Source organism: Psychrobacter sp. CR212, from assembly GCF_059693765.1.
This window is the reverse complement of sequence record NZ_JCATIF010000001.1, coordinates 610173-626378: the sequence shown is the minus strand read 5'-3', so window position 1 is coordinate 626378 and position 16206 is coordinate 610173. Positions and strand designations below refer to the sequence as shown.

At 44.0% G+C, this 16206-nt stretch carries 13 protein-coding genes and 1 pseudogene; 6 read left to right on the top strand and 8 right to left on the bottom strand.

The window, feature by feature from the left end:
* Positions 1 to 98: 98 nt before the first annotated feature.
* The gene (locus AC58CZ_RS02640; protein ID WP_093068765.1) at positions 99 to 1706 is read right to left on the bottom strand and encodes an inorganic phosphate transporter; all 1608 of its coding nucleotides are present in this window, start codon (positions 1704 to 1706) and stop codon (positions 99 to 101) included.
* Between the two features lie 640 nt (positions 1707 to 2346).
* Complete coding sequence (locus AC58CZ_RS02635) at positions 2347 to 4026, bottom strand: ATPase (protein ID WP_093068763.1); 1680 nt, start codon at positions 4024 to 4026, stop codon at positions 2347 to 2349.
* A gap of 338 nt (positions 4027 to 4364) precedes the next feature.
* On the opposite strand from AC58CZ_RS02635, the gene AC58CZ_RS02630 reads away from it, so the two are divergent.
* From AC58CZ_RS02630 to AC58CZ_RS02610, 5 genes and pseudogenes are all read left to right on the top strand, one after another.
* On the top strand, positions 4365 to 5069 hold the full coding sequence (locus AC58CZ_RS02630; RefSeq protein ID WP_071001955.1) for an FFLEELY motif protein: 705 nt from the start codon (positions 4365 to 4367) through the stop codon (positions 5067 to 5069).
* 84 nt (positions 5070 to 5153) lie between these two features.
* Positions 5154 to 6203, top strand: coding sequence for a bifunctional demethylmenaquinone methyltransferase/2-methoxy-6-polyprenyl-1,4-benzoquinol methylase UbiE (gene ubiE / locus AC58CZ_RS02625; RefSeq protein WP_071001956.1), 1050 nt, complete (start codon positions 5154 to 5156; stop codon positions 6201 to 6203).
* An 80-nt stretch (positions 6204 to 6283) separates the two neighbouring features.
* Complete coding sequence (locus AC58CZ_RS02620) at positions 6284 to 6988, top strand: ubiquinone biosynthesis accessory factor UbiJ (protein WP_071001957.1); 705 nt, start codon at positions 6284 to 6286, stop codon at positions 6986 to 6988.
* A 118-nt stretch (positions 6989 to 7106) separates the two neighbouring features.
* Positions 7107 to 8765, top strand: coding sequence for an ABC1 kinase family protein (locus AC58CZ_RS02615; RefSeq protein WP_071001958.1), 1659 nt, complete (start codon positions 7107 to 7109; stop codon positions 8763 to 8765).
* Positions 8766 to 8858: 93 nt separating this feature from the next.
* Positions 8859 to 9476, top strand: a pseudogene (locus AC58CZ_RS02610) (FAD-binding oxidoreductase); the annotation flags it as partial.
* A gap of 88 nt (positions 9477 to 9564) precedes the next feature.
* On the opposite strand, the gene ruvB reads toward AC58CZ_RS02610, so the two are convergent.
* The 5 genes from ruvB to AC58CZ_RS02585 all read right to left on the bottom strand — a co-directional run bounded on the left by ruvB (position 9565) and on the right by AC58CZ_RS02585 (position 14732).
* Positions 9565 to 10545, bottom strand: a complete 981-nt coding sequence (ruvB, locus tag AC58CZ_RS02605; protein WP_058025939.1) for a Holliday junction branch migration DNA helicase RuvB — start codon at positions 10543 to 10545, stop codon at positions 9565 to 9567.
* Positions 10546 to 10724: 179 nt separating this feature from the next.
* The gene (ruvA, locus tag AC58CZ_RS02600) at positions 10725 to 11345 is read right to left on the bottom strand and encodes a Holliday junction branch migration protein RuvA (RefSeq protein WP_071001959.1); all 621 of its coding nucleotides are present in this window, start codon (positions 11343 to 11345) and stop codon (positions 10725 to 10727) included.
* Positions 11346 to 11444: 99 nt separating this feature from the next.
* Complete coding sequence (fba, locus tag AC58CZ_RS02595) at positions 11445 to 12482, bottom strand: class II fructose-bisphosphate aldolase (protein ID WP_071001960.1); 1038 nt, start codon at positions 12480 to 12482, stop codon at positions 11445 to 11447.
* 394 nt (positions 12483 to 12876) lie between these two features.
* Positions 12877 to 13263, bottom strand: coding sequence for a hypothetical protein (locus AC58CZ_RS02590; protein ID WP_093068760.1), 387 nt, complete (start codon positions 13261 to 13263; stop codon positions 12877 to 12879).
* 254 nt (positions 13264 to 13517) lie between these two features.
* Positions 13518 to 14732 (bottom strand): phosphoglycerate kinase, encoded by a 1215-nt coding sequence (locus AC58CZ_RS02585; RefSeq protein WP_093068757.1) that lies wholly within the window; start codon positions 14730 to 14732, stop codon positions 13518 to 13520.
* Positions 14733 to 15174: 442 nt separating this feature from the next.
* On the opposite strand from AC58CZ_RS02585, the gene AC58CZ_RS02580 reads away from it, so the two are divergent.
* On the top strand, positions 15175 to 15504 hold the full coding sequence (locus AC58CZ_RS02580; RefSeq protein WP_058025902.1) for a TraR/DksA family transcriptional regulator: 330 nt from the start codon (positions 15175 to 15177) through the stop codon (positions 15502 to 15504).
* Between the two features lie 26 nt (positions 15505 to 15530).
* Here the strand turns inward: AC58CZ_RS02580 and AC58CZ_RS02575 are convergent, their stop codons facing one another.
* The gene (locus AC58CZ_RS02575) at positions 15531 to 16202 is read right to left on the bottom strand and encodes a thiamine phosphate synthase (RefSeq protein WP_093068754.1); all 672 of its coding nucleotides are present in this window, start codon (positions 16200 to 16202) and stop codon (positions 15531 to 15533) included.
* Between the last annotated feature and the right edge of the window lie 4 nt (positions 16203 to 16206).

Genomic DNA, 16206 nt, shown 5'->3' with positions numbered 1-16206 from the left:
ATTCATATGACATTAAAAAACGCTTATCGGCGTCATGCTGATAAGCGTTTTTTATGGCTCTAGAATAAGCTTTAGTGCAGAGCTCTAGCGCCTTAAGATTAAAAAATATTGCTCAATACAATATAGCTGATTGCTGATAGACCAGCAGCAACTGGCAAGGTGATGACCCATGCCAAACCGATTGGTTTCATGAGCGCCCAATTGGTATCTTTATTGACCATACCAATACCCAATACAGCCCCAACCAAGGTATGCGTGCTTGATACAGGAAGACCCATCGTTGATGCGCCCATAACGACAGCAGCAGCGGCCAGCTCAGCTGAGAATCCAGAAGCTGGATGCATCTTCGCTAGATTGGTACCGACAGTTTGAATGACTTCTTTACCGATAAACCAAAGACCAACAATCAGTGCCACACCAAAAGTCAGCATAACAGCAGGTGGTACAGCCGCTTCGGTCGAGATGCTATTGGTACGAATGACATCCATAATCGCAGCAAAAGGACCAACCGCGTTGGCAATATCGTTTGAGCCGTGACTAAAAGCAAATGCTGACGCGGTAAAGACCTGCATCCAGCTAAACATAATAAAGGTGGCTTTGGTCAGATCTTCTTTGTGCTTGCCGCGGATACTTTTGGTATAAATATAAGTTGCAAGCCAAACGAGGGCTGCTATCATCCCCATGATTAAAAAGCCTTGCAGCGTCGTCATACCGTTATTGACGTTTTTCAAACCTTTAAAGATAACCAAGGAGGCCATCACTGCACCGCCCGCAGCCGCAATAATAGGCACCCATTGCTTCAATGCTTTTAAGGTATCGAGGTTGCTGCGCTCGTTTTCAAGCTTATAAAGTTCTTTGTAATAATCCGTCTCTAAATCTTCAACCAAGCAATCATCATCTTTATAGATTTCTTGATCTCGTAGCATCGCTGACGTGTAAGCCAATTGCTCTGACTCTGTCAAGCCATCCAAAAACTCTTTATGGTTTTGCTTTAATACTTTTTTATTGGCTTTTAGCTCACCAATATGCGCTTCTGTTCTATCATTATATTCAATGATATTTTTCTTGATTTGGCCATATAGTAGATAAGACAAAACGCCGCCTAGTAACGGTGATAGAACCCAAGAGATAGCGATAGTGCCAATCTTGCTCCAACTTACCGTTGATAACGCCATTTCAGTACCACCTAACGTGATACCCAATACGATGGAGCTACCCACCACTCCGCCAATAATTGCATGGGTGGTCGACACTGGCAGACCTTTTTTGGTAGCAAATAACAACCAAAACGCAGCAGCAAACAACGCTGAGAGCATGACATAAATAAACTGGTTGGGCTCGACTGAGAGGCCGTCTAAATCGACAATACCGCTTCGGATGGTATCGGTTACTTCACCACCTGCCAGTACGGCGCCCGACACCTCAAATATCGCTGCGATACCCAATGCTTGCGGGATAGTCAGCGTTCCTGCACCCACTGAAGTACCAAAAGAGTTGGCGACATCGTTACCACCGATATTGAATGCCATAAAGACACCAAACGCGGTCGCTATAATAAACAGCGTCGTTTGCTGACGCATGGTGTAATCTAAACCCCACCACAAAAAGTAGATGGTCATCGCAATCAATAAAATGGCAAAAAATAGATTTACTTTCGTAGAGCCGACTGATTGGGTTGGCCCTGTAGAACTGTTGCTAATACCCATACGTTAATACGTCCTGCGTAAGCTGATTGAAATTATATGCGATTAGTAACATTGCGCAGCCATACATGTGAGTTTTAAAACCACACACTAAAGTAGCATGATGATAAATACGCAACGTGCTTTTTAAACAATGAATGCTAAACAATAATATTTAGCGGATTTTGCTGCCGTACCTTAGAATCATTCATCTATGCTTGATTCAAGGCGTTGATAGGCTTCTCTGTAAAAACACATCACATATCAAAAAGCCGCAAAGTATATTGCCCAATCATTTGATTACAGCATCTTGCGGCTTATCTTTCTGGTGATGTTACGGTCTTTATCAGTACATTTTTTATCAATACAGTGTTTATCAATACTTAGATACGGCGATAATGTCTTTTAAATATCTGTACTCATCATAAAATATGCATCTGTCAGCGCATTTTATGACAGGGTAAAGACAATTGCGGCCCTATTATATTAAATATAATCACATAATGCATAATGATATTGCAAGATTTGTAACTGTGAGCGTGTCCACAGAACTCATCCTTTATCAATGACAGATTAAATTTCGTATGTTTCCCTAAGCAAAATTGGGGAAAAATGGTTTTTCAAAAGTATAAATAACTGGCAAATCTTAGTTATTTTGTGATAGCTAATTGCCATCAGATGCTTCCGATAACTGCTGTATGGCATGATCTAAGACGTCTAAACGCGCTTGTCGCTTTTCATTGGTCGCGATAATACACCACGGCGCTGTTTTTGTATTGGTGCGTGCCAGCATATCTGCTGCAGATTGCACGTAATCTGACCATTTATCACGATTGCGCCAATCATCATCAGTGAGTTTGAATTGCTTGTGCGGTGTATCTTGACGGGCTTCGAAGCGTTTTAGCTGCTCTTTTTTATCAATAGCTAACCAGTATTTAATGACCAACGTTCCAGCTGTTGTTAAGTCGGATTCGAAACGATTGATTTCATCATACGCGCGTTGCCACTCCTCATCGGTGGCAAACCCCTCAACACGCTCAACCAATACTCTGCCATACCAAGTCCGATCAAAGATGGCAATACGGCTAACACGGTTGGTTTGTTCATTGGGCAGTTTGGTCCAAAAGCGCCATAAATAAGGGTGCTGAGTCTCGTATAACATCGGTGCGCCGATATTGTAAATTTGATATTCACGTGGATCGAGTGCGGCAACTAGCCTTTTGATTGCGCCTCCTTTCCCAGCCGCATCCATGCCCTCAAAGGCAAAGACAACATGACGACCTTGACGCGCCCGTAGTAATTCAGCGAGACGTGTTTGCTTCTTTGCCAAAGCATCATTATATTCAGACTTACTAATCTTTGAATCATCAATATTGGTCAAGCTTTTCGGTATCTTTACCGGTTCAAACGGCGCCTGTTCAACTTTTGGTTTGGATTTTTTTGTCTTGGACGGTGGTTTTTTTTCTGCAGATTCAGTTGTACTGGTACGACTACTAACGAGCGCCATTTGCATAGCATGTAAGACTTCATGACAAAAATCATCAGCCGCTGCCGATTTATCATCACCATCAATGATGATCCAGTCATCTTGTTGCCGTAAGAGAGTGGCTGCAACCTCATTAAATTTTTCGATCACTGTTTTGCTGTTCCAGTCAATTTGATACAAAAACTGCGGATCAGCCTTACTATCTTGTAGACGGCTATGCAGTGTTTCCATATCCACATGGAACCAGCATTTCAGTAGCCGAGTGTGATTGGCTATAAGATCCTGCTCAAATGCTTTGAGCTCAGCTAACTGCTGCTGTAAATAGGCTTGCCATTTCGCAATAGGAAGCGCATTTTTATCGATATGTTTTTGATTTTTTGACTGCTTCTTTTTATCTTCGTTATTTGATGTTGCTATGCGCATGACGTTGTATAACAAGTCAGCATACCAATTACCAAAATAAACCATCACATCGCCATGGCGCGGCATCGCGCCGGTATGAACTTGCCAAATAGGCTGATAGCTTAGCGGCGCATGGCCGACGGTTGCCTCAACTTTAAGCAATCTTGGATCGACCCATTGCCTCAATTGCTTAACAGCGGTACCCTTGCCTGCCTGCTCCATCCCATTAACGAGTACCAGCAGCCCCGTTGGTTTATTGAGCGTTGGCGGTGTCTGTTGCCGGGTGGCTCTTAGCGCATACTGCGCCGTAACCAAGGCGAGCCTAAGGGCATCCTTGTCCATAGAAAACTGACTCAAAGGATTGGGCGTTAGGCGCTCCTCGACGACTTGCTCACTAAACTGCGAACTGACCGCTTGTGGTGCCTCTGGTTCAGTAGTATCATTTTTTTGGGACATGATTGGACTCACTTTTATTGTTATTGAATGATATTGTTATTACACTGCTTTGCCATTGAATGATATTAGATACTCTCGCTTGGCAGACTCTTTTTGACACTGCGTTTTATGCTAGAGTAATTTCATCAAGCTATTTCATCATAGCATTGCGCCAATCGAGTAAATAATATTGCTATGTAACAGTTTGGCATTTGTATTCTCATTTATTTTCTTTTATGGTGAACACAATTTTTAATACTTGCTAAAATAGCTATTCAAAAGCCTATGCGGTTAAACAACCACAATAACGCTGCCTCAAATTTTCAATATTATCTATTTTTATTATAGGATTTACTGCCATGACCGCTCTAGCCGACTTGCAACAGCATTTGACACGTTTTTGGGCTCTGCCTCACCATGAAAATGACGTATTGAGAGCCAAGCTCAATGAAGTACAAACATGGCAACAAGTACGTATCCGTCACACCCATCGTGCACTGTTTGAACAACCCAAAAACCAGCTAATGGCAGATTATTTTTTAACGAAGCTATATGGTGGTGATGAGTTCGAGATACTAGCAAAACAACTGGCCCGTATCCTGCCAAAAGCCAAAAAACTAGAACGTCTTGCCAAAGAGTCTGCATTAGAGGCTGGCAGCATGGGTATTCAAGCAGCAATTTTGGCCATTGAGCTGGATCTACATTTGGCTGAGTGGCTACTCGATCAAAACTTACCAGTGAACGCAGACAATATGCTAGCTGCCTACCGTGCGGTTGATGAGGAAGCTGAACGCCGAGTACAGATTGCCAACCTAAAAGACGTTTGTTACCGCACTGACAAACACTTAAATACCTTTATGCTCAAAAAGGCCTTTGCATTGGCAAAAAGTGCTGCTTATCGCAGCAATTACCAGCCACTTTATGATTTCATCGACGCAGGCTTCAAAGCTATGAAACCTTTAAGTAGTGTAAGCAGTTTTATTGAACCGTTTTGTGAACGTGAACTGCTAATTGTTGATGAAGTACATAATGGCGGTAAGCCAGTAGGGTTTGGTGTATCATAGAATCAATACGCTAAATAGCCAATTAATTCTTGGCATATCTCAGGCTGTACATAGCCTAATAAAAACAAATCTTAGGATAATGTGATGACCGACACATCAAGTAATAACAACGCTCATTTGCAGAACAAATTGGTAAAAGACAGTATCGATCACAACCAAGATATCAGCGCGCAAATATTACGCGCGCAGACAGCTGCATCTAATAAAGATAACAGCAATAATGACTTTACTAAAGTCCAAGACCTACCAACTGGAACGCCACAAGGCCAACAAACGACTATGCCAAATACCGAAAAACCAACCAGCACGGATACTTCAGTACGCACAGAAAGGCAAGCGCTTTTCAATCAGCGTGATGATATCAATAACCCACATACGCCTGAAACTGATGGCAATGAGCAAACTCACTTTGGCTATAAGACGGTCAACAAAGCCGAAAAACAAGCACGTGTGGCTGATGTATTCACCTCTGTCGCCAAAAAATACGACATCATGAATGATTTCATGTCATTTGGTATTCATCGTCTATGGAAGCGCTACGCCATTAGCCTATCAGGGGTTCGTGCCGGTCAGCATGTACTCGATATCGCGGGCGGTACAGGCGACTTAGCCAAAGTATTCAGCCGTGAAGTCGGTAGAAATGGCCATGTTGTATTATCTGATATCAATGCTGCCATGCTAGAAGTGGGCCGCGAGCGCTTAATCAATGCTGGCTGCAATAACGTTGATTTTATATTGGCGAACGCTGAGACGTTGGCACCATTTGATGACAACAGCTTTGATTTGGTCACCATCAGCTTTGGTTTACGTAATGTCACCGACAAAGATGCAGCGCTGCGTGCGATGTACCGTGTCCTAAAGCCGGGTGGTCGCTTATTGATTTTAGAATTCTCAAAGCCCGTGTTTGAGCCATTATCTAAAGCATATGACTTGTATTCATTCACAGCGCTGCCAATGATGGGCAAGCTGATTGCTAATGATTCTGAAAGCTATCAATACTTGGCAGAGTCGATTCGCATGCATCCTGATCAGCAGACGCTCAAACAGATGATGCAACAAGCAGGATTTGAGAACTGTGATTATCATAACTTGACTGCTGGCATTGTCGCTGTACATCGTGGCTTTAAAGCGTAAAGTACGATTAGCAATACTATATTAAACCAAACATACTACGCGCTGACTCAAAGGCGCTCACTTAATGATGCGAGAGCCTTATGCTGACTGTCTTACTATTGGCTGGTGCCGAAAAGCTGATTAACATTGCTATTGCGAGTGACGAGATTACCAAGGCAGGGTTAGCGCCGCTTGCTGGTAAAGTACTGCGTCTCAACATGGGTATGCCTGACATTCATTTGGACGTGTTGTTCACTCATGAACGGTTGCGTTTTGAGCCAGTCACGACAGACAGTGTCTTTGAGCCAAGTGGTCAGATGAATGAGCGCCAAAAAGCCAGTATGGAGCGCGCCCGTTTTGGTCATAGCCGTCCGGACTGTACCATTACAGTCGATAATCCAGCGCAGCTACTCAATCTGATGCGCGGCGCGGAGGGTAACTTACCAATCGCGGGCGATTACAAAATACTGATGCAGCTCAAACAGCTGGTGGCTGGCTTCGATCCTGATTTGGCTGGGCAGCTTGAGCCATTAATCGGCAAACCAATGGCCAGTCAATTACATCTTCTTATCTCTCAGCTTAAAGGTAGCTGGCGTCATAGTGCCAAACGTGCATTTGATGATGTCAGCGATTGGGCTAATGATGTGGCAGGCAATAGCGCGCCTGACCCTATTGAGGTCGCTGAAGTCAACGATCTCAAACAGCAGATTCTAAAGTTGCGTGCTGATGTCGAACGTGAAGAGGCCAAACTTGCGGCTATCAAAGCAGAGCAAGCACTTTCCCACAATAACTCGTTTCACCAGTAGTTTGTTTTATTAGTAGCTTGTCTTATCAATGATGAGCACACGCTATTACTGATAGCATTGTCTATAATGACGCATAGCGCCTACCCTATTTTCGTTTTTGTCCAGAGTACCCAATCCCATGCTATTATCTCACCGCGCCCGTCTACTAGAGCTTTGGCGTATCGCCGCAACTTATCGCCTTGATACCCATTTATCTGTCGAAGAAGCGCCGCAACTGCAACCTTTAGCACGCTTAATTCGTACGCATCCAGCAGCATGGGGTAAAAAGCATCAGCCAAATGGAATCAAGTACGCGCTTGAAGAGATGGGTACACTGTTTCTCAAATTGGGTCAATTACTCTCAACGCGTCGCGACTTGGTACCGCCTGAGATTATCGCTCAGTTAGTACAGCTACAGGATAAAGTTAAACCTTTCGACGCTGATATTGCTGTCGCTCAAATTGAGCATCCAAAACATGGCCTCGGTCAGTCCATCGATACATTGTTTGCACGATTTGATATTAAACCACTAGCGGCAGCCTCTATCGCCCAAGTCCATACTGCAGCTCTGCATGATGGGCGTGAAGTGGTGGTTAAAGTCGTGCGTCCTGATATTCGCACGGTGATTGTCTCTGATTTTGAATTATTGCGAGAACTGGCAAGTTGGGCATCGGCGCGTATCGAAGCGGCGCGTGCTGTTCATATCATCGATATTGTTGAAGACTATCGACAAGTAATGCTCAATGAGCTGGATTTGACCCTTGAGGCGGACAACACTACCCAGATGCGCAATAACTTCTTGGGTTCAGCATTGATGTATGTGCCTGAAGTATATGATGCTGCCAAAAACGTGATGGTCATGGAGCGTATCCAAGGCGTTCCCATCTCACAAGTTGAGGTGTTTGATCAGTTGGGTTATGACCGTGCCGCGCTTGCAGAGAAAGGCTTGACGATATTTTTCACCCAAGTCTTTCGGGATAACTTTTTTCATGCTGATATGCATCCGGGCAATGTGTTTGTTGAGACGCCACCTGTCAAAACATTACATGCAGATATGGCAGCGGTTGATTTGGGTCATCAGCCACGCTATATCGGGCTTGATTGTGCCATCATGGGTACCCTGTCAAAAGATGATCAGCTTATCGTGGCACGTATGTTACTTGCAGTCATGAATAACAACTTCACCGCGGTCGTCGACATCGTTAGCCGTGCAGGTTGGATACCACCAAATGCTGATAAACATGCGCTGATGCGTGATATGAAGCGTACCGTAGGCCCCATGCTACAAAAATCAATCAACGATATCGATTTTGCTGGTGTGCTGATGCAGATTTTAGACATTGCTCGTCGCCATCATATGAGTATCCCGCCGCAGCTGATGCTATTACTCAAAACCTTGGTACATGTAGAAGGGCTCGGTCGTGACCTCTATCCTGATCTTGATATCTGGTCACTTGCCAAACCAATCTTGAGTAGCTGGATTAAAGAACAGTTAGACCCGATGCGTAACTTACAACAGTTGCGCCAACAGTTACCTGAGCTACTCTTGTCTACTACCGACATTCCAAAGCTACTGGATCAAGGGCTACAAAGCCTTGCCTCACAAGGCTCACGGCAAGACAGCCAACTGCGTGAAATACAACAAATACGCGCCGATATGCTCAACGACCGTCGCCGCGACTGGTTGGCATTGGCAGGATTCGGAATCAATATTGGCATTGCGACTCAAGTAGGCTGGTTTGCACCTTTCTTTTATTTGTTAGCTATTGTGGTGGTCATTTGGCGTATCCTAGCTTAATTACCATAGGACAAATTCCTGTCAATGACACATATTAAATAGATATTGAATATGCTTTAATGCTAAATAGTCGCATTATCTATAGGATTCATCATGTCATCACTACCATTGTCACAGACTCATAATACTATCAAGCCAGATCATAGCTTGGCTATTACAGCCTTACAGGAACGTTTTAGCAAACAACTGAGTGTGAATTCGACAGTGCGTGAGCAGCATGGCCATACAATGACGTGGTTCACCAATCAGCCACCAGATGCAGTATTAACGGTACAGGACAAACAGGAAGTAGCAGCGGCGGTCGAGATTTGTAATCAGTATGAGATGCCAGTGATTGCTTTTGGTATCGGTTCATCTTTGGAAGGCCAGCTCAATGCACCTTATGGTGGGTTATGCATCGACATGCACGCAATGAATGCCATTTTGCAGGTTCATAATGAAGATTTGACCGTTACCGTTCAGCCTGGCGTGACGCGTGAGCAACTGAACCATTATCTGCGCGATGCAGGGCTGTTTTTTCCGATAGATCCCGGCGCCAATGCCAGTATCGGTGGTATGGTCGCCACTCGTGCGTCGGGCACCAATGCGGTACGCTACGGTACCATGAAAGATGTGGTACTCGCGCTCGAGGTTGTCACTGCGAGCGGAGATATCGTACGTACAGGCACGCGGGCCAAAAAATCTGCCGCAGGGTATGATTTAACACGGCTGAAATCAAAACATACATAGAGTCAAAGCAATAATCAAAAAAAATGCGCCTGCTTTTAATTAGAAGCAGGCGCATTTTTAATGCTCATTGTCATAACATTTGATCAATTGCCATCTGTGTTAGCACCCGTCCACGAGCAGTACGCAATACATACCCTTGTTGAATAAGGTAAGGCTCAATCACGTCCTCAAGCGTACCTCTATCCTCAGCCATTGCCGCTGCCACGGCTTCCACCCCAGCAGGACCACCATCAAAACGCTCGTGTAATATCTCTATATAGCGTCTGTCTAGATGATCGAGTCCTCGTCTGTCCACTGCCAACATGTCTAACGCACTGCCTGCAATGGCACCATTGATACTACCATCGCCTTTTACCTCAGCATAATCACGCACACGGCGTAACAGGCGGTTAGCAATCCTTGGTGTACCGCGTGCACGGCGGGCAATCTCTATAGCGCCATCCTCACTCATTGGTACACGCATCAGGCGTGCTGCTCGGCTCACAATTGTTGTGAGATCCGCAATATTATAGAACTCTAAACGCTGGACAATACCAAAACGATCACGCAGCGGTGAGGTCAATAGCCCAGCTCTGGTAGTTGCTGCCACCAATGTAAACGGTGGCAGGTCAAGTTTAATAGAACGTGCGGCAGGCCCTTCACCAATCATAATATCCAGCTGAAAATCTTCCATCGCTGGATAGAGTATCTCTTCAATGACCGAGCTCAAACGGTGGATCTCATCAATAAATAATACGTCACCCGCCTCTAAATTGGTCAGCATAGCAGCTAGATCACCGGGACGCTCAAGCACAGGCCCTGAAGTAGAGCGCAGATTACCCCCCATCTCGCGCGCAATAATATTGGCAAGGGTCGTTTTACCCAGCCCTGGTGGACCAAATATCAGGGTATGATCTAAGGCTTCATCACGGCCTCTCGCCGCACCGATGAACACCTCCATTTGCTCACGTACCACTGGCTGACCAATATACTCAGCCAATAATGCTGGTCGAATATTGGCATCAGGTGCATCATTTGCGCCTTCTAGCGGATTAATTAAGCGATCTTGCATCATAGAATTTATCATTATATTAAAAAATTAGGTAACAAATAGCATAACCAAACGCTGCGCATAAGTCATGCAAAACATCATAAAGTAGAGGCCAAAACGAAAATAAGCGACAATCAATGTCGCTTATCTGTTAAATGCACTATTTTGTTATTATCGATAGATAACTTTGGAACGTGAGCTTAAAAACCAGATAGCTGCTGCAATGTGGCTTTTAACAACCCCTGAGTGTCTACAAAGGTGTCACCCTTACTTTTAGCCGCTTTGATGGCGAGCTGAGCTTCTTTTTCTTTGTAGCCCAAGCTAATCAGTGCCCCTTCTACTTCAGCAATGATACTGCCGTCGTGAGAAACAGCGGTTTGCTGAGGCATGAGCTCAAACGAACCGTTGTCCACTTCGATATTCTTTAGCTTATCTTTTAACTCAATCAATAGACGTTGAGCGGTTTTTTTACCGATACCCGGTATGCGCGTCAATGCCGCCTCTGACTCTTGCTCAACATGCATTTTTAGCTCAGCCGCTGACATTGCAGACAGCATTGCCAATGCCATTTTTGCCCCAACGCCATTGATCTTAATCAATTGGCGAAAGACATCGCGCTCTTTACGGTCAATAAAACCATAGAGCAGTTGCGCATCCTCACGTACATGAAAATGTGTCCAAATACTCGCCTGCTCGTTAAGGTGCAATTGACAAAATGACGGCAATGGCAGCTCGATATCATAACCCACACCAGCGGTTGTCATGATACAAGCCGTTGGCGCCATTAAGTATTGCACCTGTCCGGTAATCAATCCAATCATCACTCACCTCTGTTGGTTATTATAAAGTTAAGTCCGCTGCCATTCATTATGCAAGACCACCTTTCACTAGCATATTCTATTGATTATATACGCCTAGCCTTATTGGTAAAAATCGACCATGCCTTCAAGGCTAATTGGACGAATTTTATGCGCTTGACCAGCGGAACCAAACGCTTCAAAACGATTGGTGCAGATGTCTGACATCGCGACCATAGAGGCTTTGAAGTATTTACGTGGATCGAATTCGCTTGGATTATTTGCCAAGAACTCACGGATAGCACCTGTTGATGCTAGACGCAGATCAGTATCAATATTTACTTTACGCACACCATGCTTGATCGCTTCTACGATCTGCTCAACCGGTACACCATACGTTTCGCCAATATCACCGCCGTTTTCATTGATGACTTTTAGCCATTCTTGCGGCACTGATGAAGAGCCATGCATGACAAGATGGGTGTTAGGGATACGGGCATGAATCTCTTTTACACGCTCAATCGACAAAATATCGCCTGTCGGTGGACGCGTGAATTTGTAAGCACCGTGACTCGTACCGATAGCAATCGCTAGCGCGTCAACATTGGTGTCTTTTACAAATTGCTCAGCTTCATCAGCACTGGTCAAAAGCTGCTCGTGATCTAATACGCCTTCTGCGCCAGAGCCATCTTCTTCGCCTGCCATACCGGTCTCAAGGCTACCTAGGCAACCGATTTCGCCTTCTACAGAGACACCGCACGCATGTGCCATTTTGACCACTTCACGAGTGACGCTGGCATTGTAATCATAATCCATTGGCGTTTTGCCATCTTCACCAAGTGAGCCGTCCATCATAACTGATGAGAAACCAAGCTGAATCGAGCGCTGGCAGATAGCTGGCGACATGCCGTGATCTTGATGCATAACCACTGGAATATGTGGCCATTCTTCGATAGCAGCAATAATCAAATGACGCAAAAATGCCGACCCTGCATAGTTACGTGCGCCCGCACTGGCTTGAACAATAACAGGTGAATCACAAGCATCCGCAGCCATCATGATTGCACGCATTTGCTCTAAGTTATTGACGTTAAAGGCAGGAACACCGTAGTTGTGTTCAGCGGCATGATCTAGAAGTTGACGTAAGGATATTAGGGCCATAAGACGCTCTCTGATTGGATTTTGAATAGTATTTTAAATGCAGCTTTGTAACAATCATTCCGCTATCTGCTCGACCATACTGACTGTATATATATCAGTCAAAGTCTGACTCATTTGGGATATGATTATCACGCGGTGATTATAGCAAAAATTGTGCTGTCTTCGTAGCAGTTGCCTGACTATTTGTCAGTCTAATCAGTCTCTTTCTCTCATTGGTGTCTACAACAACTGAACCATTTTATCTATCATACTCATAGCCCAGGACGCAAAAAGCCTTGGCAATCACCAAGGCTTTTCTAGTATTTCGAGGCTTATAGAGCAATGACTATGATAATGGATGACTTATAATAGTATCCAAAAAGTCAGTCATTTAATTGCTTAGTTATGGCGTAGCTTAGTACTGTTGTTCTGCATCAACTGCAACATCGTTAGCACCGTCAGCAACAGCATTAGCGCCATCAGCAACTGCTTCAGCAGTATTTTCGACCGCTGTATTAGTACCTTCAGCGATAGCATCACCAGTGTTCTCCAGAGCGTCTGTTGCAGCTGCACCAGCAGTGTCTGCACTTTCAGCAACTTCAGCACCAGCGTTTTGAGCAGCAGCTTCAGCTTCAGCAGCAGCAGCGTCTACCTCGGCAGCAGCAGCATCAGCGTTTGCAGCAGCATCATCGCCAGCTGACTCAACAGCAGCTTCAGTGTTCTCTTCTGTTTGTTGGCTACATGCAGTAACTGCAAAAGTACCAGCAAGTATGCTAGCAAGTAACAAATGACGTTTTAACATAATAAACCTCTCGTAAATAATGCATGTCAAGATACATGGTCGCGCTATTTTATAGAGTGCGAATGAGACATGCAATAATAATTTTCAGTGTAGAAACAAATAATTACTGCTTAATAATCAATGACTATAAATTTTAGCTATACCGATATAAATAAGCCAAATGAAAGTCAAAATATTATTTTCACAGACTACCTTAGATGTTTACTGTTAGTTGTACGTCTAGTGTTACGAAAATACTGAGTAACGTTAATTAGTTAAGCGTTAATTTGCAACGCAGCAACTGCTGGAAGCACTTTACCTTCTACAAATTCTAAAAATGCACCGCCGCCCGTTGACATATAACTGACACCATCAGCGACTTGATATTTATCAATAGCCGCCAAGGTATCACCACCACCCGCAATTGAAAAACCGTCGCTGTCTCTTACAGCTGTTGCTAGTATTTGTGTCCCTTGACCAAAAGCATCAACTTCAAAAACACCGACTGGACCATTCCACAAGATGGTTTTTGCATGAATAATAGCGTCGGCAAGTTCCTTCGCGCTTTCTGGCGCGATATCCAATATCATGTCGTTATCACCAATAGCATCAACAGACTTGATTGTCGCAACTGCCTTTTGCAATGAACCAGTAAAGTCAGCAAAATCGATGTCGTCTTTATCAGCAACAACCACATACTCAGGTAGTAGTATCTCAGTTTTGGTCATGATATCGCGCGCAGTATCGATCAAATCTACTTCGTATAGCGACGCGCCCACACTATGCCCTTGCGCCGCTAAGAAAGTATTGGCAATACCGCCACCAACGATAATTTGTGTACAGACTTCAGCTAAGCTATGTAGCACTTCTAACTTGGTAGACACTTTTGAGCCGCCAACGATGGCAAGCATAGGCAGAGCTGGTGTTTCAAGCGCCAGGCTCAAGGCATCAAGCTCAGCTGCCAACAAAGGCCCTGCACAAACAGTTTTTTCTGCTTGACGCATCGCTTGCGTCACGCCTTCTGTTGATGCTTGCGCACGGTGCGCGGTACCAAAGGCATCCATAACAAAGACATCACATAAATCCGCGTACTTCTTCGCTAACGTCGCATCGTTTTTCTTTTCACCATCGTTAAAGCGCACATTCTCTAGTAATACGACTTCGCCAGGTTTTACAGCAGCGCCTTGAGTCAGGTAATCATTATTCAGGCGCACTGGTGACGCTAATTGCGAGCCCAATTTGTCTGTCAAATAATCAGCAACTGGTGCCAATGAATAAATAGACTCAGGATTGCCTTCTGTTGGGCGTCCCAGATGTGAACAAACAATAACAGCAGCACCCTTCTCTAGCGCCATCTCAATAGTAGGTAGACTTGCTTGTAAGCGAGCATCACTGGTAACTTTACCGTCTTTAATAGGGACATTTAAATCTTCTCGGATCAATACCACTTTATCGGTTAAGTTCAGCTCGCTCATACGCAAAAAATTCATTACCTGCTCCTATGCATCAATATATCTATTAATTTACGATTACTATCATGATTGATATGACTGATAATTTTTTAACTATCATCTATTATATATGCTCTAACAATGAGCCTTATTAGACTGCACACTTGCTATCTTTATATGTCTTTATCACTGAGTCTTTATACTAACTATCACACCAAGTTACTGGAACAGATAAGTGAGTAGAAATCAGTGGCGGTGTATTCTATCAGTTTTCTATGAGATGCTCACAAGCAAACTTTCACGATTTTTAAAAACATGAAAATATTGAGTGAGTAATTTTACTCCAGCATTGATAGGAAACGGTTGTAACTGCTAGCTTTGAACTCATTCAATAAACAGTAACATTTCGTGGTGGTACTCAGCAGTCAGGCTCTTTATGATAGAAGCGTTGACAATAACAATAACTTTTTAGGAGAACACAATGAGTATCGACTTAGACACTGCAAAGCAAAATCTATTAAAACTAAAAGATGAGTACGAGTCTCGCATTGACAAAATAGAAGATCATATCCAAAACCCACAAGATGATCTCAATGAGCACTGGGAAGATCAGGCTATATCCTATCGTCAAAATGATATGCGCAAAAATTTAATGAGCGAGGCACGTCAGAGCCTAATCTATGTCGAAAATGCCTTAAGTCGTATCGAAAATGGTACTTATGGCGAGTGCGAGGTTTGCGGTGAACCGATTGAAGAGCAACGTTTAGAAGCGCTGCCCTACGCTACTTTGTGTATGGAACATGCTGAATAGCTAATAAATTTCACCTAGAACAAATTTTATACAGCAGGTGTTTTCCATTTAGAAAGTGCCTGCTGCCATTGATAGCAACGCTCGGCGATTTTTTCTACAGGCAAATCCATAATATCGCCTACTACCGCCATAAGCGCAATTGGTATGCCTGCCAGCTCTGAAATATTTTCTGCAGTTAATCCGCCTATCACACATATAGGTATGTCTTGTTGACAGCCTTCAATCAACTTCTGACGCGAGATAATATCAGCATTCGGTTTTGTGGTAGAATTAAATATGGCACCCATCGCAGCGTAGCTTGCACCATCATCCTTTGCCTCTTTGACTAATTCAATATTCCCATGGCAAGTTCGACCAATTATTTGAGTCGATTCAAGAGACTGCAAAGCATCACCAATTTTGCCATCTCCTTGCCCAAGGTGTACACCAATACCAAGCTTGGCTGCTATTGCAATATCATCATTCATAACGACTGGAACGTCATGTGCTTTGGCCAGCTTAACAATCTGTTTGGCTTCTTCATAAAGCGTTATATGACCATCTGGTAGACTAAGTGTTTGCTTGCGCCGAATCTGCAACAATGCGATTAGCCCTGTTGATAAGGCGGCATCTAACTTTTGATACAACAATTCAAATTCATCATCATTGGTCAGCAAATATAGCTTGGGTATCGCAGATGAGGTTGATGACTGGTTCATAAGG

Coding starts and splice junctions, on each gene's coding strand:
- AC58CZ_RS02640 (WP_093068765.1), bottom strand. CDS start 1,706: ATGGGTATTAGCAACAGTTCTACAGGGCCAACCCAATCAGTCGGCTCT.
- AC58CZ_RS02635 (WP_093068763.1), bottom strand. CDS start 4,026: ATGTCCCAAAAAAATGATACTACTGAACCAGAGGCACCACAAGCGGTC.
- AC58CZ_RS02630 (WP_071001955.1), top strand. CDS start 4,365: ATGACCGCTCTAGCCGACTTGCAACAGCATTTGACACGTTTTTGGGCT.
- ubiE (WP_071001956.1), top strand. CDS start 5,154: ATGACCGACACATCAAGTAATAACAACGCTCATTTGCAGAACAAATTG.
- AC58CZ_RS02620 (WP_071001957.1), top strand. CDS start 6,284: ATGCTGACTGTCTTACTATTGGCTGGTGCCGAAAAGCTGATTAACATT.
- AC58CZ_RS02615 (WP_071001958.1), top strand. CDS start 7,107: ATGCTATTATCTCACCGCGCCCGTCTACTAGAGCTTTGGCGTATCGCC.
- ruvB (WP_058025939.1), bottom strand. CDS start 10,545: ATGCAAGATCGCTTAATTAATCCGCTAGAAGGCGCAAATGATGCACCT.
- ruvA (WP_071001959.1), bottom strand. CDS start 11,345: ATGATTGGATTGATTACCGGACAGGTGCAATACTTAATGGCGCCAACG.
- fba (WP_071001960.1), bottom strand. CDS start 12,482: ATGGCCCTAATATCCTTACGTCAACTTCTAGATCATGCCGCTGAACAC.
- AC58CZ_RS02590 (WP_093068760.1), bottom strand. CDS start 13,263: ATGTTAAAACGTCATTTGTTACTTGCTAGCATACTTGCTGGTACTTTT.
- AC58CZ_RS02585 (WP_093068757.1), bottom strand. CDS start 14,732: ATGAATTTTTTGCGTATGAGCGAGCTGAACTTAACCGATAAAGTGGTA.
- AC58CZ_RS02580 (WP_058025902.1), top strand. CDS start 15,175: ATGAGTATCGACTTAGACACTGCAAAGCAAAATCTATTAAAACTAAAA.
- AC58CZ_RS02575 (WP_093068754.1), bottom strand. CDS start 16,202: ATGAACCAGTCATCAACCTCATCTGCGATACCCAAGCTATATTTGCTG.